Here is a 20,801-nt window from a genome sequence, read left to right as displayed (position 1 = left end):
GAAAAACTGTCCCGACAACAAAAAGTGTTGCCAAAGGAATCCAAGACCAGCCAAACCGAAGCCTGACCAGTCCAGGGTATAAATCATAATTGGCACTGGCTTATCAAGCACCCTGTTGAGTTCTCAAAGAACAACCACACACCGCCCGGAAACCCCACACCGTGGAGCCCCCGACCCGGGGCATTTCGTTCGCGTCCCCGCCGCTTCCCGCGCCGGGCACTTTTACTACGTTACCCGGTGACTTCCGCCGCGTCAAACCGCTTCGCAGCGATCCGCACCACTTCAATCCCATTTCCGGGCATCCCGACAACGTCGGCTCTCACCGACGATTTTCGGGAAGTTGGCAGACCGGCCGCTCCGCGGTTGCCCGCGAGCTCGCCCGGCTCCCTGCCGACCGTGAACCTTACCCGGTCGGTTCCGCCTCACCAAATCCGCCTCGCGGCTGATCCGGGGCACCGCCCGTTCCGGGCACCGGCGGGTGCGACACCCCCGGGCCCGAAGCTCGTTGCCGCGCCCGGCCTCCCGGAGCATCGCCCCGTTTCGTCCGTTCCGCGCTGACAGAGAGGAAGTTACGCCCACGCGACAAGATCGTCAAATCCGGGGCGGGCGGCCCCCGTCACACCGCCTCGCCGGCCGCCAACGCGGCGGCCTCCGCCCGGTCGAGCGCACCGTCCGCGACGACCACGCGGTGCCGCCCGACGCGGCTCGTACCCGCGCCGATCACCCGCGGTCGTTCGAAGGCGAACGCCACGCACACGCCGGGATACATCGCGGTGCGGACGAACCACCGGTCGCCCTCCCCCAGCCCCGCCAGCACGAGCGTGTACGCCGCCCCGTCCGGGGCGGTGCCGGAGAAGGCCAGCCACGCGGCGGCGCTGCCGTTTACCGTTTCCTCCCCCTCGGCGGTGGCGGTGCACACCCGCGCGGGTGTCGCGCTCGCCGCCCGCCAGAAGAAGCCGCCGTAACCGGCGCCGCCCGGGCGCCCGTTGGTCGCCGGGCTGCCCAGACTCACCTCCCGGTCGACGGGGGCGGTCAGCGTGTAGTCGACGTCGAGAGCCCAGGCCCGCTCGCCGACCCGCCGCGCGGCCAGCTCCCGCCGCTCGGTGAGCAGCACCGAGCCGTCCCGGTCACGCCACTCCAACCGGTGCGCCAGCCGTCGCGGGTCGCGGACGTCCCACGCGGTGTGCGCGATCCGGCCGTGGTCGTCGCGCCACGTGTAGCCGGCGTCGCGGACGTAGGTGCGCCCGCCCCAGAGGTTGGTGCCGTCGACGTCCTGCACGGCCAGGGACGCGCCGAGGTGCCAGACGTGGTCGGCGGGAAACGCGTCGGTGACCACCGTTCCGCCGAGGGTGCGTACGGGGTGCAGGTACGGGCGGGGGCCGTGCCGGGGGTCGACCGCCGGGTCGACGACGTACCGGGCCACCGGCACGCCGTCCACGCTGAGCTGCCGGTCGGGCTCGGTCCCGGCGGGGCCGACGCGCCCGGTCACGACTGACCCACCGGGCTGAGCACGGTCCGCCGGGCGACCGCGTGCAGGGCGGCGACCACGTACCCGGCGAGGATCGGCACCGCGACCGGGGTGACCATCACCGCGAGCAGCGCGGCGACGACGCCGACCCCGCCGGCGGCGGCCCAGGTGCCGGGGCGGGCACGGCAGGCGACGGCCGCGGCGCGGGCGGCGGCGCGCCACCCGTGGCCGCCGCGGCGGCCGACCTCGACCACGACCAGCGCGGCGTACCCGGCCAGGGCGGCGGCCACACCGACGGTGACCAGGAGCAGCGGTGCCCCGCCGGGAACCCGGCCGACGGCCAGCGCGGCGACGTCCAGGGCGAGCAGCCAGAGGGCGGCGACCGCCAGCAGGCTCACCCCGGCACCGGGCAGCAGGGCCCGGCCGTAGCGGGTCAGGTTCTGCCGGGCCGAGGGCCAGGATCCGGTGCTGTACCGGTCGTGCACCGCCGCGCTCGCCGCGGCGACGGACGCCGCCGCGGTGACCACCGGCAGCGCCGCCAGGGTCAGGGCGATGCCGAGCACGGCCAGGTCCGTGGCGTCGGTGAGCACGTCGCGCCAGTCGCGGCGGGCCGGCGCGTCGTCCGGGCCCGGCCCGGCGTCGGGGTGCGGCCTCATCCCTTGAGCCCGCTCGTGTTGATGCCCTCCACCAGCATGCGCTGGAAGGCCACGAAGAACAGGAACACCGGCAGCAGCGACAGCACCGACATGGCGAACATCGGGCCGACGGCGCTCTGGCTCGTCGAGTCGATGAACAGGGTCAGCGCCACCGGCACCGTGTAGTCCTCGAGGTCGGAGAGGAAGACGAGCTGGCGGAAGAAGTCGTTCCAGGTCCAGATGAACGAGAAGATGGCCGTGGTGACCAGCGCCGGCCGGCTCAGCGGCAGGATCACGTGCCGGAAGATGCCGAAGGCGTTCGCCCCGTCGATCTTGGCGGCCTCGTCGAGTTCGCGCGGGATACCCCGCATGAACTGCACCATGAGGAAGACGAAGAACGCCTCGGTGGCCAGGAACTGCGGGATCAGCAGCGGCAGGTACGGCCACTCGCCACCGACCAGGCCGAGGCTGCGGAACAGGATGTACTGCGGCACGATCAGCACGTGACCGGGCAGCAGCAGCGTCCCGATCATGACGGCGAACCAGACGCCGCGCAGCCGGAACCGCAGCCGGGCGAAGGCGTACGCGGCGAGCAGGCAGGAGACGCCGTTGCCGATCACGGTCAGCAGGCTGACCATCGCGCTGTTGAGGAAGAACCGGCCGAAGCTGAAGTCGAAGTTGGTCCAGCCGTCGGCGTAGTTGCCGGGGGTGAACTCGTTCGGCAGCAGGCCGATGTTGTTGACGATCTCCTCCTGGCTCTTCAGGGACGTACCGATCATCCAGAAGAGCGGGTAGAGCACGACCGCGACGATCGCGATCAGGATGAGCAGGCGCAGGGCCTGTCCGCCGCCCGCGCGGCGCGGACGCCGCGGGCCGGTCGCCGCCGGCGTCACCGGGGTTGCCGTCGCCGTCACCGGTCCTCCCCGTCGGAGTAGTGCACCCAGAACCGCCCGGTGCTGAAGAAGATCGCTGTGATGATCGCGATGGCGACCAGGAAGACCCAGGCCATCGCCGAGGCGTAGCCCATCTCCAGGTCGGTGAAGCCCGTGATGTAGAGGTTCAGCGTGTACATCAGGGTGGAGTCGACCGGGCCGCCGGTGCCGTTGCTGAGCACGAACGCGGCGGTGAAGCCCTGGAAGCCGTTGATGGTCTCCAGCACCAGGTTGAAGAAGATCACCGGCGAGAGCATCGGCAGGGTGACGGCGACGAACTGCCGCCACTTGCCGGCGCCGTCGACGGAGGCGGCCTCGTAGAGCTCGGTGGGCACCTGCTTGAGACCGGCCAGGAAGATCACCATGGGCGCGCCGAACTGCCAGATGGCGAGCACCATCAGGGTCTCCAGGGCCCAGTCGGGGTCGTTGACCCACGGCTTGCCCTCGATGCCGAAGACGGCCAGCAGCGAGTTGAACGCGCCCTCGCGGTTGAACATGTTGACCCAGACGATGGCGAGCGCGACGCTGCCGCCGAGCAGCGACGGCAGGTAGAACAGGCCGCGGAACAGCCCGACGCCCCGCCAGGCGCGGTTGAGCAGCAGGGCCACCCCGAGCGCGGCGGCCAGCTTCAGCGGCACGGCGACCAGGGCGAAGGTGAGCGTCACCCGCACCGAGTGCCAGTACGACGGGTCGGCGGTGAACATCCGCTCGTAGTTGGCGAATCCGACCCACTCCACCTCGGAGAAGGGCGTGAGGATGTCGTAGTTCGTGAAGCTCAGGTAGAGCGACAGGAGCATGGGTATCGCCGTGACGGCCATCAGGCCGAGCAGCCAGGGCGACAGGAAGACGTAGCCGGCCAGACCGTCGCCGTGCCGGGCCCGCCCGACCCCGCGCCTGTCGGCGGGGGTCGGGACGGATCCGGTACGTCGGGTCGGGTCGGGCGCCGTGGTCAGAGCCACGAGCCGGTTCCTCTCCGTAGCGTCAGGTCAGGCGATGGCGGACTTGCAGGCGGCGATGAACTGCTCCGCCGCCTGGGCGGAGCTGATCCGGCCGTACTGCGCGTTCTCGGCGGCCTTGATCAGCTCGGCGCGGACCTTGCTGTGCCCCTTGAGCGGCACCTGCGGCGCCTCGCCGAACTTCTGCGCCAGGTCGGACTCCACCTGGATCGACTGCTTCATCGCCGGGTCGGTGACGTCGTCGCTGACCACCCGGCGCAGGTCCAGGTTGGACGGCAGGCCCCGGTCGGTGCCGAGGATCTTGACCGCCTCGGGGTCGTTGGCCAGGAAGTTGATCACGTCGACCGCGACGTCCTTGTGCTTGCTGCCCTTGAAGACCGACCAGTACATGGAGGCTCGGGCCCACTGGGCGCTCGGGTCACCCGGGTAGGCGATGACACCCAGCTCGTCCTTGGTGTTCTTCTTCAGCTCCGGCATCTGGTTGACCCAGACCCAGCTGGTGCCGGCCTTGCCGGTGACCACGAGCTGCTTGGTGATGTCGGTGGCGTTGCCCTCGTGGATGACGTCGGGGGTCGGGGTGGCGCCGCGGTCCCGGGCGCCCTTCCACAGGTCGAACCACTTCGTCACGTCCTCGGCGGTGAAGCCGAGCTCCCTGCCCTTGTAGAGGTCCTTGCCCTGCTGGCGCAGCCACACCCAGAACGCCTTGTAGTCGGCGCTCGGGTCCTGGGTGCCGGGCACCTTGGTCTTCTTCGCCACCTGCTCGGCCCAGGCGATGTGCTCCTCCCAGGTCATCCCGGTGGTCGGCTCGGGCAGCCCGTTCTTCGTCAGCAGCGTCTTGTTGTAGACCAGGCCCTGGGTGTTCTCCCCCGAGGCCAGGCCCGCGAGCTTGCCGTCGACCACGCCGTACTGCCACAGGCTCTTCGGGAACTTCGACACGTCGAGGTCGCCGGAGTCCTTGTAGGGCGTCAGGTCGAGGGTGGTGCTGCGGGAGGCGTACTCGGCCAGGTAGTTGTCGTCGATCTGGAACAGGTCCGGCGGGTTGCCGCCGGCGGTGAGGGTCGCCAGCTTGTCGAAGTAGCCCTGGTTGGCCTGCCAGGTCTTCTCGAAGGTGACGTTCGGGTGCTTCTTGGTGTAGAGGGCGAGGGCCTCCTCGGTGAGCTTGGCCCGGGCCTCACCGCCCCACCAGAAGACCGAGAGCTTGACGGGGGCGTTCGGGTCGGTACTGACCTCCTCGTCGCCGCCGCAGCCGGCGGCGCCGAGGACCAGGGGCAGGGCGACGACCGCGGCGAGCATGCCGCGGATCAACCGCCGTCGGCGGACGGGGGTACGGTGAACGGGCACGGCCTGCGTGCCAGTGGTGGGGGGCGTTGCGGGGTGCATGTGCGCTCACTCCTTGGCGTTAGGAGGCGACGACGCCACCGGTGGCCGCGGTCGGGCGACCCGGGCCCGCAAGGCGATGCGGGCCCGGGACGACCAACCCGGCGTCGGGACGGTTCCGACCGTCCGCCGGCGCGGCGGCGGTCGAGTCGCGGATGACCAGTTCGGTCTGGAGCATTACCTGTGCGGTGGTACGACGGTCGTCGCTCGTGACACCCCGACCGCCGCGTGAGCCGCGGGCGGCGACGGTGTCGTGTTGCAGGAGCATGTCGACGGCCGTCCGGCCGGCGGCCGCGTTGGGCGTGGCCACCGTCGTCAACTTGGGCCGGGTGAGCCGGCTGAGGGCGATGTCGTCGATGCCGACGACGCTCACGTCCTGCGGGACGCGCAACCCGAGGGTGTCGAGCCCTTCGATCAGGCCGATCGCCATCAGGTCGTTGTAGGCGAGGACCGCCGTGGCCTCGCTGCGGCGGACCTGCTCGGCGAGGGCCGCGCCGCCGGTCTCGGTGGGCTGGTTGGGCCCGAGCACGGTGAACTCGGCGCCGCCGGCCCGCGCCGCGACGCCGGCCGCCCGGCGGATCTCCCGGCTGGTCCACGAGCCGCGCGGCCCGCTGAGCAGCGCGATCCTCCGGTGGCCGAGGCCGAGCAGGTGCTCGACGGCCGACCGGGCGCCCTGCCCGACGTCCATGGTCACGCACGGCAGGCCGGCGACCTGCCGGTTGATCACCACCAGCGGCACTTCGCGGCTGAGCTGCTCGATCATGCTGTTGCTCATCCGCGGGCTGCACAGCAGCACCCCGTCCACCTGCTTGGCCAGCGCGTGGACCAGCTCCTCCTCGGCGATCGGGTCCTCGTTGGTGTCGGCCACGAAGACGTGGTAGTCGCGCTGGCGGGCCTGGCTCTCCGCCGCCTTGATCAGCGGCGGGAAGAACGGGTTGGCGATGTCCGCGATGATCAGCCCGATGTTGTGCGTACGGCCGGTGATCAGGGCGCGGGCGGCGCGGTTGGGCCGGTAGCCGAGCTCCTCGGCGCAGGCCAGCACCCGGCCCCGGGTCTCCGGGTTGACCAGGTGCGGGGCCGAGAACGTGCGGGAGACCGTGGAGATGTGCACGCCGGAGGCCCGGGCGACGTCTCGGATGGTGGCTGGCACGGCGGGGCCCTTCGTCCAGTGTGGCTGGGGTCACGTCAGGTGCCGCCAATTAATGCAAACGGTTGTGCCGGTGTCAACGGCCGATGGTTACGGATCCGTTTCGGCCACGCTCCCACCATGCGCTCAAATGCGTATCAAATCGGATCTATGCCGCTGGTTTGGCATCGATCGTTGACGTCGCCAGGCGGCTCGTGGTTATTTCGCTGCAAACCTTTGCAGCAACACGGGAGGCGGTCGCCATGTCGTCCAGCACCGGTCAGCGGGTCCGCCACGCCCTCGTCGGCACCGGCTCGCGCGCCGAGATGTTCGTCCGGGCGCTGGTACGCGACCACGCCGACACCGCCGAACTCGTCGCGTTCGCCGACGTCAACCAGGCCCGCATGGACGCCCACAACCGGTGGCTCGGCGAGCTGGGGCACCCGCCGGTGCCGACGTACCGGGCCGACGACCTGGCCGCCATGCTCGGCAGGGAGCGCGTCGACGTGCTGGTGGTGACGAGCGTGGACGACACCCACGCCGGGCACATCGACACGGCGCTGCGCGCCGGCTGCGACGTCATCACCGAGAAGCCGATGACCGTCGACGCCGCCGGCTGCCGGCGGATCCTCGACGCGGTCGCCGACACCGGCCGGCAGGTGCGGGTCGCGTTCAACTACCGCTACAACCCGTTGCACGAGAGGCTGCGCGAGCTGCTCGCCGAGGGCGCCGTCGGCGAGGTGGGCTCGGTGCACTTCGAGTGGCTGCTCGACGTGCGGCACGGCGCCGACTACTTCCGCCGCTGGCACCGCGACAAGGCGCACTCCGGCGGGCTGATGGTGCACAAGGCCGGCCACCACTTCGACCTGGTGAACTGGTGGCTGGACGCCACCCCCGTCGAGGTCTACGCGTCCGGCCGGCTGTTCTTCTACGGCGAGGCCGGCCGCCGGCACGGCTACGCGCGCGACTACGACCGGGCGCACGGCTCCCCCGCCGCCGCCGACGACCCGTTCGCGCTGCGCCTCGACGCGCACCCGAAGCTACGCGAGCTCTACCTCGACGCCGAGGCCGAGGACGGTTACCGGCGCGACCGCAACGTCTTCGCCCCAGGCGTGGACATCGAGGACGACATGGCGGTGCTGGCGCGCTACTCCACCGGGGCGACGATGACCTACCACCTCACCGCGTACGCCCCCTACGAGGGCTACCGGGTGATGGTCAACGGCAGCCGGGGCCGCCTCGAGCTGGAGGTCGTGGAGAGCGACCACGTCAGCCCGGCGTCCGCCGGGGCGCTCAAGGGCGCGGCGCTGCACGGCGACGAGGCCGCCGCCGAGGCCGGCTCCGCCACGCTGACCCTGCGGCCGTTCTGGGCGCCGCCACGGGTCGTGCCCGTGGTGGGGCACACCCGCTCCGGGCACGGCGGCGCCGACGCCCGGATGGCGCGGGTGCTGATCGGCGGCGAAGCGGACCCGATGGGGCGGGCCGCCACCGCCCGCGACGGCGCCCTCGCCCTGCTCACCGGGCTGGCCGCGAACCGGTCCTTCACCACCGGCGCCCCGGTCCGGGTCGCCGACCTGCTCGACCTCCCCTGAGCCGCGCACACCTTCCGAGGAGCCCCATCCGTGCCCACGACCGACCTGCTCTTCCCCGCCGACCCCACGCAGCGCGCGGTGGCCCGCCGGCTGTACGCGCTCGCCGCGCCCCAGCCGATCATCTCCCCGCACGGACACGTCGACCCGGCGATCCTGGCCGAGGACCGCCCGTTCCCCGACCCGGCGCGGCTGCTCATCGTGCCCGACCACTACCTCACCCGGATGCTGCTCAGCCAGGGCGTCCCCCCGGCGGAGCTGGGCGTGCCCACCGTCGACGGCAGCCCCACGGAGCCCGACGGGCGCACCATCTGGCGGCGCTTCGCCGCGCACTGGCACCTGTTCCGGGGCACCCCCTCCCGGCTGTGGCTGGAGCAGACTTTCACCGACGTGTTCGGGGTGCGCACTCCGCTCTCGCCGGCCACCGCCGACGCCGTCTACGACGAGCTCGCGGCCCGCCTCGCCGAGCCGGAGTTCCGGCCCCGGGCGCTGTTCGAGCGGTTCGGCATCGAGGTGCTCGCCACCACCGAGTCGCCCCTGGACGACCTCGGCCAGCACGCCAAGCTCGCCGCCGACGGCTGGGGCGGGCCGGGCGGACGGGTGATCACCACGTTCCGGCCGGACAACGTGGCCGACATGGAGTTCGACGGCTGGGCCGGCAACGTCGCCCGGCTCGGCGAGATCACCGGCGAGGACACCGGCACGTACGCCGGCTACCTGGCGGCGCTGCGCCAACGGCGGGAGGCCTTCATCGCGGCGGGCGCCACCTCGACCGACCACGGCCACCCGACGGCGCGCACCCTGGCGCTGGGCGCGGACGAGGCGGCGCGCCTGTACGACAAGGGCCTGCGCGGGCTCGCCGACGCGGCCGACGCGGAGACGTTCCGGGCGCACATGCTGCTGGAGTTCGCCCGGATGTCGCTGGACGACGGGCTCGTCATGCAGTTGCACCCCGGCGCGGTGCGCAACCACAACCGCTGGCTGTACGCCCGCCACGGCCGCGACGTCGGCGGCGACCTGCCGCAGGCCACCGAGTACCTGCACGCGCTGACCCCGCTGCTGGACGCGTACGGCAACGACCCGCGGCTGCGGGTGGTGCTCTACACCCTCGACGAGTACACCTTCAGCCGGGAACTCGCCCCGCTGGCGGGCGGGTACGCCGCCCTGTACCTGGGTGCGCCGTGGTGGTTCCTGGACTCGCCGGAGGTGCTGCGCCGCTTCCGCGAGTCCGTCACCGAGTCCGCGGGCTTCTACAACACCGCCGGGTTCGTCGACGACACCCGCGCGTTCTGCTCCATCCCGGTACGCCACGACGTGGCCCGCCGGGTCGACGCCGCCTACCTGGCCCGGCTGGTCACCGAGCACCGCCTGGGCGAGGACGAGGCCGCCGAGACCATCGTCGACCTGGCGTACCGGCTGCCGAAGAAGGTCTTCAAGATCGGAGAAGATGTCCTGTGAGTGTCACCGTCACCGCCGTCGACGTGCACGACGTGCGGTTCCCGACCGCCGCCGCCGGCGACGGATCGGACGCGATCAACCGGGGCGACTACTCGGCCAGCTACGTCGAGCTGCGCACCGACGCCGGCGTCACCGGGGCCGGGTTCACCTTCACCAACGGTCGCGGCAACGAGCTGACCTGCGCGGCGATCCGGGCCCTCGCCCACCACGTGACCGGCCGTACCGTCGAGGAGATCTTCGCCGACCCCGTGGCGTTCTGGCGCTCGCTCAGCGCCGACGTGCAGCTGCGCTGGCTGGGCCCGGAGAAGGGGGTCATCCACATGGCCACCGGCGCGCTGGTCAACGCGGTCTGGGACCTGCGGGCCAAGCTGGCCGGCAAGCCGATGTGGCAGCTGCTCGCCGAGCTGCCCACCGAGGAGCTGGTGGCCAGCGTCGACTTCCACCACATCACCGACGCCATCACCCCGGACGAGGCGGCGGCCATCCTCGACAAAGGGCTCGTCGGGCTGGACGAGCGCCGCGCCGGGCTGGAGCGCGACGGCTTCCCGTCGTACACCACGTCGGTGGGGTGGCTGGGCTACCCCGACGACAAGGTCCGGGCGCTGACCCGGCAGGCGTACGCCGAGGGGTGGCGGGCCATGAAGATGAAGGTCGGCGGTCCGCCCGCCGACGACCTGCGCCGGGCGCGGATCATCCGGGAGGAGATCGGGCCGGACGCGCTGCTGATGATGGACGCCAACCAGGTGTGGGACGTCGACGAGGCGATCACCAACATGGCCGCGCTGGCCGAGGTGGACCCGTACTGGATCGAGGAGCCGACGCACGCCGACGACATCCTCGGGCACGCCCGGATCGCGCGCGCGGTGACCGGGCTGACCGACGGCCGGTGCCGGGTCGCCACCGGCGAGGTGGCCGCCAACCGGGTCATCTTCAAGCAGCTGCTCCAGGCCGAGGCGATCGGCGTGATGCAGATCGACGCCTGCCGGGTCGGCGGCGTCAACGAGGTCCTCGCCGAGATCCTGATGGCGGCGAAGTTCGGGGTGCCGATCTGCCCGCACTCCGGCGGCGTGGGCCTGTGCGAGTACGTGCAGCACCTGGCGGTCTTCGACTACCTGCGGGTCGGCACCAGCCTCGACGGCCGGATGGTCGAGTACGTCGACCACCTGCACGAGCACTTCGTCGACCCGGTGCGCACCCGCGGGGGGCGCTACCTGCTGCCGACGGCCCCCGGCTACAGCTCCACCATGAAGCCGGAGTCGATCGCCGAGTTCCGCTTCCCGGACGGGCCGGTGTGGCGGTGACCGCCGGCGCCGCCCGGCTCGGTCTCGGCACGCTGCGCCGGGTGCCGACCGACAGCCGCCCGCTGCTGCGCCCGGGCAGCGCGCCCGCCGGGATCGTCCACCTCGGGCTGGGCGCGTTCCACCGCGCCCACCAGGCCGTCTACACCGAGGAGGCGATGGCGCGGGCCGGGGGCGACTGGGGCATCGTCGGCGTGGCGCCGCGCAATCCCGACGTGGTGACGACGCTGGCCGCGCAGGACAACCTGTTCAGCGTCACCACCAGCAGCGGCGAGGGCTGCCACACCCGGGTGGTCGGCGCGCTGGCGGGCACACGGCACGCTGCGGGCGACCCGGCCGCCGTGGTGGCGCTGCTGGCCGACCCGGCTATCCGGGTGGTCACCCTCACCGTGACGGAGAAGGCGTACCAGCTCGACCCGGTGACCGGGCGGCTGCGCCCGGACGCGGAGGTCGCGACCGACCTGCGCACCGACCGGGCGCCGGTCACCGTGCCGGGCCTACTGCTGCGCGGGCTGCTCGCCCGCGCCGCCGCGCAGGGACCGCCGCTGGCCCTGGTCAGCTGCGACAACCTGCCCGCCAACGGCCGCCGGCTGCGCGGCCTGGTCGAGCAGTCGGTGGCGTACGCGGGGGTGCCGGAGCCACTGGCCGACTGGGTACGCGAGTGCGTCAGCTTCCCCGGCACGATGGTCGACCGGATCGTGCCGGCCAGCACGGCGCAGACCTTCGCCGACGCCGAGCGGGCGCTGGGGGTGACCGACCTGGCGGCGGTGGTGGCCGAGCCGTACCGGCAGTGGGTGATCGAGGACGACTTCCCGGGCGGCCGGCCGGCCTGGGAGCGGGCCGGCGCGGTGCTCACCATGGACGCGGGGCCCTGGGAGCGGCTGAAGCTGCGCGCCCTCAACGGCGTGCACTCGGCCGCCGCCTACCTGGGGGCGCTGGCGGGCCGGGAGACCATCGCCGACGCGCTGGCCCTGCCCCACCTGACGACGGTGCTGCGGCACCTGGTCGCCGAGGACGTGGCGGCGAGCTTCGACCCGCCCGAGGGGGTCTCGGTCGTCGCGTACGGTGAGGAGGTGCTGACGCGGTTCGCCAACCCGGCGATCCGCCACCGCACCCTCCAGGTGGCGATGGACGGCTCGCAGAAGCTGCCGCAGCGGGTGCTGCACACGATCGCCGACCTGCGGGCCGGCGGGCGGTCGGCGCACTGGGCGACGCTGGTGGTGGCCGCCTGGCTGCGCTTCGTCCAGGGCCACGCCGACGACGGCCATCTCCTGCCGCTGGCCGATCCGCTGGCCGACGAGATCCGCGCGGCGCTCGCCGCCGCCCCGCGTACCCCGGCCGGGGCGGTCGACGCGGTGTTCGGGCTGCGCGAGGTCTTCCCCGCCGAGGTGGCCGCCGACGAGGACGTACGCGCCGAGGTGGCGGGGTGGCTGGCCACCCTGGAGCGGCACGGGGTGGCCGCGACGCTGGCGGGTGCCCGGTGACGGCCGCCGCGCCGGGACGGGCCGGGTCGCCCCCGGCCGGCGCGGTGCCCCGGGTCGCCGTCGTCGGGGCCAACGGGCACGGGCGTTGGCACCGGCGGGTCGTCGCGCCCCTGCACGCCGCCGGGCGGCTGCGGCTGGTCGCCCTGGTCGACGTACGCCCGATCGAGGACGACCCGGCGGCGCCGGTGCCGGACGGCACGGCGGTCCACACCGACCATCGGGAGATGCTGCGCGCGGCCCGGCCGGACGTGGTGGTGGTCTGCACGCCGCCGCACACCCACCTGCCGATCGCGCTGGACGTGCTCGCCGCGGGCGCCGACCTGCTGCTGGAGAAGCCTCCGGTGCTCTCCGCCGCCGAGCACCGGGAGCTGGCCGCCGCCCTCGCCGCGACGGGCCGGGCGTGCCAGGTGGGCTTCCAGGCGCTCGGTTCGGCGGCGCTGACGGAGCTGGTCGACGCGGTGCGGGCCGGGCGGCTCGGCACCGTCAACGGCATCGCGACGGTGGCGGCCTGGCAACGCCCCGACGCCTACTACGCGCGGGCGCCGTGGGCCGGGCGGCGGACGCTGCACGGCCGGCCGGTGCTGGACGGCGCCCTGGCCAACCCGCTGGCGCACGCGGTCATGCAGTGCCTCGCGGTCGCCGAGGCCGCCGGGGACGCCCCGGTGCGACCGACGCGGATCGAGGTGGAGCGCTACCGGGTCCGGCCGATCGAGGTGGACGACACCGCGACCCTGCGGGTGTCGTCCCGCTCGGGACCGCCGATCGTCGCGGCGGTGACCCTGGCCGGCGAGGACTTCGTCGCCGGCGAGGTGATCGTGACCGGCACCGCCGGCCGGGCGGTGCTGGAGTACCCGACCGACCGGTTGCTGCTGCCCGGCGACGCCGGGCCACGCGAGGTGCCCGGCCGGCGCGGGCTGTTGGAGAACCTCCTCGACCACCGCGCCGATCCGGGCGTGCCGTTGATCGCGCCGCTGGCGCGGACCGCCCCGTTCACCACGGTGCTGGAGGCGGTCACCACCGCACCGGAACCGACCCCGCTCGGCGGCGAGCTGGTCAGCGCCACGGGCGACGGCCCGCAGCGGGTGCTGACCGTACGCGGGATCAACCGGCTGCTGCGCCGGGCGGCCGAGGAGGGGGCGCTGCTGTCGGAGCTGGCGGTGCCGTGGGCGGTGGCGCCGCACCGCAGGGACCTGACCGGGCAGGAGGGACCGCAACGCACTGCAACTGAACCGCCTGCCTGACGCGGGTCCATATCGGATATAGCGGGGTCATCCCGACCCACGGTGGTCGGGATGATGCCGGCCGATCGGATCAACTGCAACACTTCTGCACATGTTGCTCATTGACTCGCATAAATCGTCAAACCTACCGTTGCCCCATATCGAACAGGCGATGAACAGGTGGTCCGATAGATGTGGAAGCAGACACTGGGCGCGGCGACGATCGCCGTGGCGCTCGCGGCGACGTCCGGGAGCGCGGCGGCGGCCCCGGACGGCGCGGCCGCTCCGGCTCCGGACGGCGCGGCCGCCACGACCGGCGGGCTCTCCTGGGCCGCCCGGCACCTGGGTCGGCAGGCGCTGCCGGCCGGGGACGGCTGGGCGGCCGAGGGGACCGGCACCACCGGCGGCTCGGCGGCGACGCCGGAGCAGGTGCACGTGGTCGCCAGCCGCGCCGAGCTGGTCGCGGCCCTCGGCGGTGACAACGCCACCAACCGGGGCAACGCCACCCCGAAGATCATCTACGTCCGGGGTGAGGTCGACGGCTTCGAGGGGCCCGACGGGAGCACGCTCGACTGCGCGGACCTCGCCGATCCGGAGTACTCGCTGCCGGCGTACCTCGCGGCGTACGACCCGGCGGTCTGGGGGCGGGTGGCGCCGAGCGGACCGCTGGAGGCGGCGCGGGTGCGCTCGGTGACCAACCAGACCCGGCAGACCCAGATCAACGTCGGCCCGAACACCACCATCGTCGGCCTGGGCGGCGCCCGGTTGACCGGCCTGACGCTGATGCTCGACGGGGCGCACAACACGATCGTGCGGAACCTGACCTTCGACGACGCCCGGGACTGCTTCCCCGCCTGGTCGCCGACCGACGGCGAGGCCGGCAACTGGAACTCGCAGTACGACCAGATCTCGGTGCGCCGCAGCGAGCACGTCTGGATCGACCACAACACCTTCACCGACGGCGACAACCCGGACAGCGGCCAGCCCGTGCACTTCGGCCGGCCGTACCAGGTGCACGACGGGTCGCTGGACGTCACGCACACCGCGAGCCTGGTGACCGTCTCGTACAACCGGTTCGTCGGGCGGGACAAGGTCATGCTGATCGGCTCGTCCAACACCGTCGGCCCGGACGTCGGGCGGCTGAAGGTCAGCCTGCACCACAACCTCTTCGACGGGGTGCTCCAGCGGCTGCCCCGGGTGCGCTTCGGCCAGGTCGACGTGTGGAACAACCACTACCGGCTGGGCGGCGACGGGTTCGCGTACGCGATCGGCGTCGGGGTGCAGTCGGCCGTGGTCGCCGAGAACAACTTCTTCAGCCTCGGCGCCGGCGTCGCGGCCGACGAGCTGCTGTACGACTGGGGCGGCACCGCCGTCACCACCCGGGGCAACTGGGTCCGCGCCGCCGGCGACCGGGCCCGCCCGGTCGACCTGGTGGGCGCGTACAACGCGACGCACGAACCGGACCTGGCCCCGGACGCCGGCTGGACGCCGACCCTTCGACGCGGCCCCGTGCTGCCGGCACCCGCGGTGCCGGTGGTCGTGGCGGCGCTGGCCGGCGCCGACCGGCTGCCCCGGTAGGTCGTCGGGGCTGCAATTCCTCGGGCCACGGACCGCGGACCGCCACACCAACCCCCGGCAAGGAGAAGAACATCGTGCATCTGAGACGCACCCATCGATGGGCCGTGGCTGCGGCCTTCACCGCCGGGGCGACCGCCGTCGTGCTGGCCGCAGGTCTGGGCTCCTCGGCCTCCGCCGCCACCGTCTTCTCGGACGACTTCAACGACGGCGACGCCGGCGGCTGGTCGAAGTCCGGCGGCACCTGGTCGGTGGCCGGCGACGGCTCCGGCGTGTTCCGGCAGTCCAGCGCGGACAGCGAGCTGGCCCGGCAGTTCGCCGGCCAGACGAGCTGGACCGACTACCAGGTCCAGGCGCGGGTCAAGCCGCTGTCGTTCGGCTCGTCGAGCGGCCTGGTGGCCCTGGCCGCCCGCTCGGCCAGCAGCACCAGGATGTACCGGCTGGCCCTGCTCGGCTCCGGCCGGGCCGAGTTGCAGGCGGTCAACGGCAGCCAGGTCACCTCGCTCGGCTCGGCCTCCGTGGGGGCCGCCGCCGGCAGCTGGTACACGCTGCGCATCGAGACCGCCGGCAGCACCGTCCGGGGCTTCGTCGACGGCACGCAGGTCGGCTCCGGCACCAGCGGCCTGGCCTCCGCCGGCCGGATCGGGCTGGTCACCTCGTACGCCAGCGGCAGCTTCGACGACGTCGCGGTCGACACCTCCGGCGGGTCCACCCCGACCACACCGCCGACCACCGCGCCGCCGGGCACGCCGCCACCCACGACGCCCCCGCCCACCACGCCGCCGCCGACGAACCCGCCGGCGAACTGGCCCACGCCGACGGCCAACGTGAAGGTCGACGCCACCATCGACGTCCCGGTGAGCCTCGACGGCGGGCTCAAGCGCTACTACGGCATCGGCGACGGTGGGCAGGGCGAGAGCCAGGACCCGATGTTCGTGCTCGCCCCCGGCGCCACCCTCCGCAACGTGATCATCGGCGCCCCGGCCGGCGACGGCGTGCACTGCGAGGGCAACTGCACGCTGGTCAACGTCTGGTGGGAGGATGTCGGCGAGGACGCCGCGACCTTCCGCGGCGGCAGCACGTACACGGTGGACGGTGGCGGTGCCCGCTCCGCCAGCGACAAGGTGTTCCAGCACAACGGCTCGGGCACCGTGTACATCCGTAACTTCCGGGTGGAGGCCTCCGGCAAGCTCTACCGGGCCTGCGGCAACTGTTCGACCTCGTACCAGCGGCACGTGGTGATGGACAACGTGACCGCGACGTCGACGAAGACGCTGGCCGGCATCAACACGAACTGGGGCGACACCGCCCGGTTCAGCCGGATCACCATCCTCAACGATCCGAACCGCACGACCCGTATCTGCGTGAAGTACAAGGGCGTGCCGAAGGGCAGCGAGCCGAGCGAGATCGGCGAGGGCGCCGACGGCACCAACTGCCTCTACTCGGCGTCGGACATCACCTGGCGATAGCCCGTACCAGGGCGTCGGCGGCCCCGCGGACCACCGGTTCCGCGGGGCCGTCGCGTGGGGTCACCCTTTTCGCGGGCGCGCACGGCCGCGACGGTAGCGTGGCGCCACGGCACGGCCCGTGGCGCGGACTCCCGCGGGCGCGGCGCCCGCGATCGTACGGAGGAGGATGCATGTCCCACGGCGACGACCCGTTCGCGGCACGCGAGGACGCGGTCCCACGGCCGAGCTTCGACCTCGCGCTGCGCGGCTACGACAAGCGACAGGTGGACCGCTACGTCGAACAGGTCGACGGCGAACGGTCGGCGCTGGCCGCCGAGCGGGACCGGGCCTCGGTTCAGCTGCGCGAGTTGACCGTCGAGGTGCAGCGGCTGCGGGCGGAGACGACCGAGCTGCGGGACCGGCCGGCCCCGCCCGACCGGGCGTCCTTCCGCGACCTCGGCCCGATGGTCGACCAGATCCTGGCCCTGGCCGAGAAGCAGGCCGGGGTCATCACCGACGCCGCCGGGCAGCGGGCCGCCGAACGGGAGGCAGAGGCTGAGCGGGTGCTGACCGAGGCCCGCGAGCAGGCCGCCACGACGCTGCGGGAGCTGACGGAGGAGGCGGCCGCGCGGCGCGACGAGCACGACCGGGAACACGAGGAGCGCCGCGCCAACGCCCAGGCCGAACTCACCAGGATCCGGGAGGCGGCGGAGCGGCTGCGGGCGGCCGGCGAGGCCGCCCACGACCACGCGTTGCAGGAGGCGAAGCGGATCGACGAGCAGACCGCCCAGCAGGTCGAGCAGGCCCGCGCCGAGTCCGAGGCGTTCCTCGCCTCGGCCCGTACCCAGATCCAGCAGGAGGTGCAGGCCGCCCGCGCCAAGACCCAGCAGGAGCTGGGCCAGTGGCAGGCCGGCGTGGAGCGGGAGATCAACGAGCGGCGCGCCGCCGCCGAGCAGGAGATCGCCGAGCAGCTCGCGTCCGCCGAGCGGGAGCTCGGCGCCCAGCGCACCGCGGCCGAGCAGGAGATCGCGACGCTGATCGCGGAGGCCCAGCAGTACGCGGCCAAGGTACGCCAGCACGTGGACGAGCAGGCCGCGACCCACCAGCAGCAGCTCGCCGCGACGCAGCAGGGCATCCGGGACCGACGGGAGGCGCTGGCCCGGATGCAGTCCGAGCTGGACACCGCCCAGCAGCAGTTGGCCCAGGCGCGGCAGGAGAGCGCGAGCATCGAGCACGAGTTCGCCGAGCTGCGGCAGCGCCTCGACGAGACCCGGCAGGAGCTGACCGACGAGCTGCGCCGCCTCGACGAGGCGCGCCGGGCCGCGGACTCCGCCGAGCAGCACGCCAAGGAGGTGCGCGCCCGGGTCAAGCGGGAGGCGAAGCGGGTGGCCGACCTGGCCGCCGCGGCGGTCATGGCGGCCGCCACGGGCGGCGCGGAGACCGCCGAGTACCCGCAGGTGGCGGCCCGGCCGAGGCGCGCCCTCCCGGTGCCCCCGGCAGCGGAGGGCGCCGCCGACGCCGCGACGCCGGGCGGGACCGACGACGCGGCGGCCAGCGCACCGGGCGACGCCGAGCGGAACCCGGCCGGCGCGCCGGCACCGCAGCCGGCGAACCAGGTGGTGACCGCCGGCTGACCCGGCCGCCGGCCGGCCGTCCCCGCGCCCGGCGGGCGACGGCCGGCACGGCCCGCGCCGGTCAGGGGCGCATTTCGTACGCGCCGCTGAGCCCCGCCACCCGCGCCCACATCCGCGCCGTGCGCTGCGGGTCCGCCACCGGCCGGCGGATGTGCGCCAACGCCCAGGCGGCCTGCTCCCCGGTGGTCGCCGCCCGGCCGTGCAGCTCCGTGGCGTACGCGGAGAAGTCGCGCACCAGGACGTCGAAGATCTCGTCGAGCACGTCGCGGTCCAGGACGGTCAGTTCGGCCTGCTCCAGGATCAGGTGCCCGTAGACGATCAACGCGAAGAGCTGGCCGAGGGCGAGCAGGAAGTCGAGGTCGGCCTGCTGCTCCTCGCTCGGGGCGTGGGTGGCCAGCAGCGTGCAGAAGCCGTCGGCCTGCTCGCGGAAGCGGGCGACGTTGGGCACCTCGGCGTGGGTGTCGTAGGCGGCGCGCCAGTCGTGGAACCGGATCGCGCCGAGGCCCCGGGCGGGGCCCTGCCGGAACAGGAACTCGTCGTCGGCGGCGTCGTGCCGCCTCGGCACCGGCGGGTGCTCGGCCGGGTGGAACAGGTAGTTGGCCATGAACTTCATGATCAGCGTGAGGTTGACGTGCACCGTCCCCTCGAGCTTGGGCAACCCGCGGATGTCCCGGGCCGCCTTGTCGAAGTAGGTGTCCGCCTCGAAGCCCTTGGCGGCGATGACGTCCCAGAGCAGGTCGACGACCCGCTCCCCCTCGGTGGTGACCTTCATCTTGGTCATCGGGTTGAACAGCAGGTAGCGGCGGTCGTCCGGGCCCGCCGAGCGGAAGTAGTCGACGGCGCGGTCGCTGAACAGCTTCATCGCGACCAGGCGGGCGTACGCGTCGGTCAGCTCGCGGCGCACGTGCGGGAAGTCGGTGACCCGCCGGCCGTAGAGCACCCGGTTGTGGGCGTGGGTCACGGCCTCGTACATGGCGTGCTCGCAGATGCCGATCGAGGCGGTGCAGAGGTTGAACTTGCCCACGTTGACGGTGTTGAGCGCGGCGTCGAACGCGGCCCGCCCGGTGTGCAGCACGTCCTCGGGGCGCACCGGGTAGTCCGCCAGCCGGAACTCGCTGACGTACATCTGCGCGTTCACCACGTTGCGGACCAGGTGGTAGGCCCGATGCCGGCTGTCGGCGGCGAAGAAGACGTAGCCGTCGGGCCCCTCGACGTCGGCGCGGCGGCCGAAGACCGAGACCAGCCCGGCGACGTTGCCGTTGCCGATGTAGTACTTGGCGCCGCTCGCGCGGAACCCGCCGTCGCCGTCGGGGGTGAGCAGCATGTCGGTGGAGTAGATGTCCGCGCCGTGGGCGCGCTCGGAGAGGCCGAACGCCATCACGTGCCCGTCGTCCAGCAGCGCGGCGGCGCGGGCGCGCGCGGCGGCGTTGTCGCTCTGCCAGACCGGGCCGAGGCCGAGCACGGTGACCTGCCAGGTGTACCAGTAGCCGAGGCCGTAGAAGCCCAGGATCTCGCTCAGCGCCGCGTTGCGCGCGGTGTCCCAGCGCTTCGCCGGGTCCCTTCCCCCGTCGGCGGCGGGCGTGCAGAAGGCGGCGAACAGCCCCTCCCTCGCGGCGAAGTCCACGAAGTCGGCGTACCACTCGTGCCGGTTGTAGGAGTCGAGCAGCGCCTTCTTGCCCCGGCCCTCGAACCAGTCGACGGTGGCCCGCAGCAGCCGGCGGGAGGTGTCGTCGAGGTGGGCGGGGTCATAGGTGTGCGGGTCGAGCAGGAGCGAGTCCGCCACGGCGGGACTCCCTTCGGTGGGGTGGGTCAGTGGTCGAGGGTGCGCAGGGTGGCCAGCACGTCGTCGAGCCAGGCGAGCACCATCCGCTCGTACGCGATGCCGCCGCGCAGCACGACGTGCTGGAGCGCCGCGGCGGCGTCGGGTGCGGCGGGGTCGGGGAAGTCGCGCCGCTCGCCGGCGAGGTAGCGGGCGAGCGTCTCCTCGTGGGTGGCGCGGTAGCGCTCGACCTCGGCGACGAGCGCGGCGCGACCGGCGGCGTCGTCGAAGGCGGCTCCGCGGATCTTGACGGCCAGTTCGTGCCGGACCGCCTCGGGTTGCACGGGTGCGCGCAGCCAGCCCACCAGCGCGGACCGGCCGGCCGGCGCCACCGAGAAGGACCGCTTGTCCGGGCGGCCCTCCTGGCCGATCTCCTCGGCGGTGACCCAGCCGTCGGCCTCCATCCGCTTGAGCACCCGGTAGATCTGCTGGTGGGTGGCGGTCCAGAAGCGGCCGATGGAGCGTTCGAAGCGCCGGGCCAGCTCGTAGCCGGAGCCCGGCCGTTCGAGCAGGGAGACCAGGATCGCGTGTTCCAGCGCCATGCCCGCCATCTTGCTATGCAACGAGTTGCATAGCAAGCTCGGGCGCGTGAGGTGCCCTACACCGTCCCGCGGCGGGTGGTAGCGCAGAGGTCGTCGCGTCTCCCCCTCAAGGAGAAAGACGCCGGTTCCAATCCGGCCCGTCCGCGCCGCAGCCCCCGTCCTGGATCGCCAGCGTCACGATCGACGACTGAGCCTGCTGCCGGCCGGCGGCACCGACTGGTCCAACCAGTTGACGGGTTG

General features: G+C 73.0%; 16 protein-coding genes and 1 tRNA gene. 9 read left to right on the top strand and 8 right to left on the bottom strand.

Annotation, left to right across the window (positions count from 1 at the left end):
* Positions 1 to 616 precede the first annotated feature (616 nt).
* Genes ACTMS2_RS26165 through ACTMS2_RS26140 form a run of 6 tightly spaced genes read right to left on the bottom strand, consistent with a single transcriptional unit; the run spans position 617 to position 6,518 of the window.
* Complete coding sequence (locus ACTMS2_RS26165; RefSeq protein WP_441177787.1) at positions 617 to 1,489, bottom strand: PmoA family protein; 873 nt, start codon at positions 1,487 to 1,489, stop codon at positions 617 to 619.
* A complete protein-coding gene (locus ACTMS2_RS26160; RefSeq protein WP_441177786.1) occupies positions 1,486 to 2,124 on the bottom strand; it encodes a hypothetical protein in 639 nt (212 codons plus the stop codon). Before ACTMS2_RS26160 ends, ACTMS2_RS26165 begins: the two co-directional genes overlap by 4 nt.
* Positions 2,121 to 3,017: a carbohydrate ABC transporter permease gene (locus ACTMS2_RS26155; RefSeq protein ID WP_392567298.1), complete on the bottom strand. Its 897-nt coding sequence runs from the start codon at positions 3,015 to 3,017 to the stop codon at positions 2,121 to 2,123. Before ACTMS2_RS26155 ends, ACTMS2_RS26160 begins: the two co-directional genes overlap by 4 nt.
* The gene (locus ACTMS2_RS26150; RefSeq protein ID WP_441177785.1) at positions 3,014 to 3,994 is read right to left on the bottom strand and encodes a carbohydrate ABC transporter permease; all 981 of its coding nucleotides are present in this window, start codon (positions 3,992 to 3,994) and stop codon (positions 3,014 to 3,016) included. The genes ACTMS2_RS26155 and ACTMS2_RS26150 overlap by 4 nt, the downstream gene beginning before the upstream one ends.
* Positions 3,995 to 4,021: 27 nt before the next feature.
* On the bottom strand, positions 4,022 to 5,371 hold the full coding sequence (locus tag ACTMS2_RS26145; RefSeq protein ID WP_441177784.1) for an ABC transporter substrate-binding protein: 1,350 nt from the start codon (positions 5,369 to 5,371) through the stop codon (positions 4,022 to 4,024).
* A 19-nt stretch (positions 5,372 to 5,390) separates the two neighbouring features.
* Positions 5,391 to 6,518 (bottom strand): LacI family DNA-binding transcriptional regulator, encoded by a 1,128-nt coding sequence (locus ACTMS2_RS26140; protein ID WP_441177783.1) that lies wholly within the window; start codon positions 6,516 to 6,518, stop codon positions 5,391 to 5,393.
* 239 nt (positions 6,519 to 6,757) lie between these two features.
* On the opposite strand from ACTMS2_RS26140, the gene ACTMS2_RS26135 reads away from it, so the two are divergent.
* The 8 genes from ACTMS2_RS26135 (at position 6,758) to ACTMS2_RS26100 (ending at position 18,200) form a co-directional block, all read left to right on the top strand.
* On the top strand, positions 6,758 to 8,086 hold the full coding sequence (locus tag ACTMS2_RS26135) for a Gfo/Idh/MocA family protein (protein ID WP_441177782.1): 1,329 nt from the start codon (positions 6,758 to 6,760) through the stop codon (positions 8,084 to 8,086).
* 30 nt (positions 8,087 to 8,116) lie between these two features.
* Positions 8,117 to 9,541 carry a glucuronate isomerase gene (gene uxaC / locus ACTMS2_RS26130; protein ID WP_441177781.1) on the top strand — a complete coding sequence of 475 codons (1,425 nt, stop codon included), beginning with the start codon at positions 8,117 to 8,119 and terminating at the stop codon, positions 9,539 to 9,541.
* Entirely contained in the window at positions 9,538 to 10,842 is a 1,305-nt protein-coding gene (locus ACTMS2_RS26125) for an enolase C-terminal domain-like protein (RefSeq protein WP_441177780.1), read from the top strand. The genes uxaC and ACTMS2_RS26125 overlap by 4 nt, the downstream gene beginning before the upstream one ends.
* Positions 10,833 to 12,323, top strand: a complete 1,491-nt coding sequence (locus tag ACTMS2_RS26120; protein ID WP_441177779.1) for a mannitol dehydrogenase family protein — start codon at positions 10,833 to 10,835, stop codon at positions 12,321 to 12,323. Before ACTMS2_RS26125 ends, ACTMS2_RS26120 begins: the two co-directional genes overlap by 10 nt.
* On the top strand, positions 12,320 to 13,564 hold the full coding sequence (locus tag ACTMS2_RS26115; protein WP_441177777.1) for a Gfo/Idh/MocA family protein: 1,245 nt from the start codon (positions 12,320 to 12,322) through the stop codon (positions 13,562 to 13,564). Before ACTMS2_RS26120 ends, ACTMS2_RS26115 begins: the two co-directional genes overlap by 4 nt.
* A 171-nt stretch (positions 13,565 to 13,735) precedes the next feature.
* On the top strand, positions 13,736 to 15,121 hold the full coding sequence (locus tag ACTMS2_RS26110; protein ID WP_441177776.1) for a pectate lyase family protein: 1,386 nt from the start codon (positions 13,736 to 13,738) through the stop codon (positions 15,119 to 15,121).
* Between the two features lie 74 nt (positions 15,122 to 15,195).
* Positions 15,196 to 16,587 (top strand): pectate lyase, encoded by a 1,392-nt coding sequence (locus ACTMS2_RS26105; RefSeq protein ID WP_441177775.1) that lies wholly within the window; start codon positions 15,196 to 15,198, stop codon positions 16,585 to 16,587.
* 170 nt (positions 16,588 to 16,757) lie between these two features.
* Positions 16,758 to 18,200, top strand: coding sequence for a hypothetical protein (locus ACTMS2_RS26100; protein ID WP_441177774.1), 1,443 nt, complete (start codon positions 16,758 to 16,760; stop codon positions 18,198 to 18,200).
* Between the two features lie 61 nt (positions 18,201 to 18,261).
* Here ACTMS2_RS26100 and ACTMS2_RS26095 read toward each other — a convergent pair whose 3' ends face one another.
* Entirely contained in the window at positions 18,262 to 19,983 is a 1,722-nt protein-coding gene (locus tag ACTMS2_RS26095) for an acyl-CoA dehydrogenase (protein WP_441177773.1), read from the bottom strand.
* A 26-nt stretch (positions 19,984 to 20,009) separates the two neighbouring features.
* Positions 20,010 to 20,561, bottom strand: coding sequence for a PadR family transcriptional regulator (locus ACTMS2_RS26090; RefSeq protein ID WP_441177772.1), 552 nt, complete (start codon positions 20,559 to 20,561; stop codon positions 20,010 to 20,012).
* A 71-nt stretch (positions 20,562 to 20,632) separates the two neighbouring features.
* On the opposite strand from ACTMS2_RS26090, the gene ACTMS2_RS26085 reads away from it, so the two are divergent.
* Positions 20,633 to 20,707 (top strand) — tRNA-Glu (locus ACTMS2_RS26085).
* The last annotated feature ends 94 nt before the right edge of the window (positions 20,708 to 20,801 follow it).

Origin of the sequence: Micromonospora sp. SD12 (genome assembly GCF_052068495.1) — a bacterium.
Lineage (GTDB): Bacteria > Actinomycetota > Actinomycetes > Mycobacteriales > Micromonosporaceae > Micromonospora > Micromonospora echinofusca.
The sequence above is the reverse complement of the archived record's forward strand: the minus strand, read 5'-3'. Positions and strand labels throughout refer to the sequence as shown.

What these genes read in the sequence shown, in the direction of transcription:
- ACTMS2_RS26090 (WP_441177772.1), bottom strand. Translation starts at nt 20,561, where the DNA reads ATGGCGCTGGAACACGCGATCCTGGTCTCCCTGCTCGAACGGCCGGGC.
- ACTMS2_RS26160 (WP_441177786.1), bottom strand. Translation starts at nt 2,124, where the DNA reads ATGAGGCCGCACCCCGACGCCGGGCCGGGCCCGGACGACGCGCCGGCC.
- ACTMS2_RS26100 (WP_441177774.1), top strand. Translation starts at nt 16,758, where the DNA reads ATGTCCCACGGCGACGACCCGTTCGCGGCACGCGAGGACGCGGTCCCA.
- ACTMS2_RS26110 (WP_441177776.1), top strand. Translation starts at nt 13,736, where the DNA reads ATGTGGAAGCAGACACTGGGCGCGGCGACGATCGCCGTGGCGCTCGCG.
- ACTMS2_RS26145 (WP_441177784.1), bottom strand. Translation starts at nt 5,371, where the DNA reads ATGCACCCCGCAACGCCCCCCACCACTGGCACGCAGGCCGTGCCCGTT.
- ACTMS2_RS26135 (WP_441177782.1), top strand. Translation starts at nt 6,758, where the DNA reads ATGTCGTCCAGCACCGGTCAGCGGGTCCGCCACGCCCTCGTCGGCACC.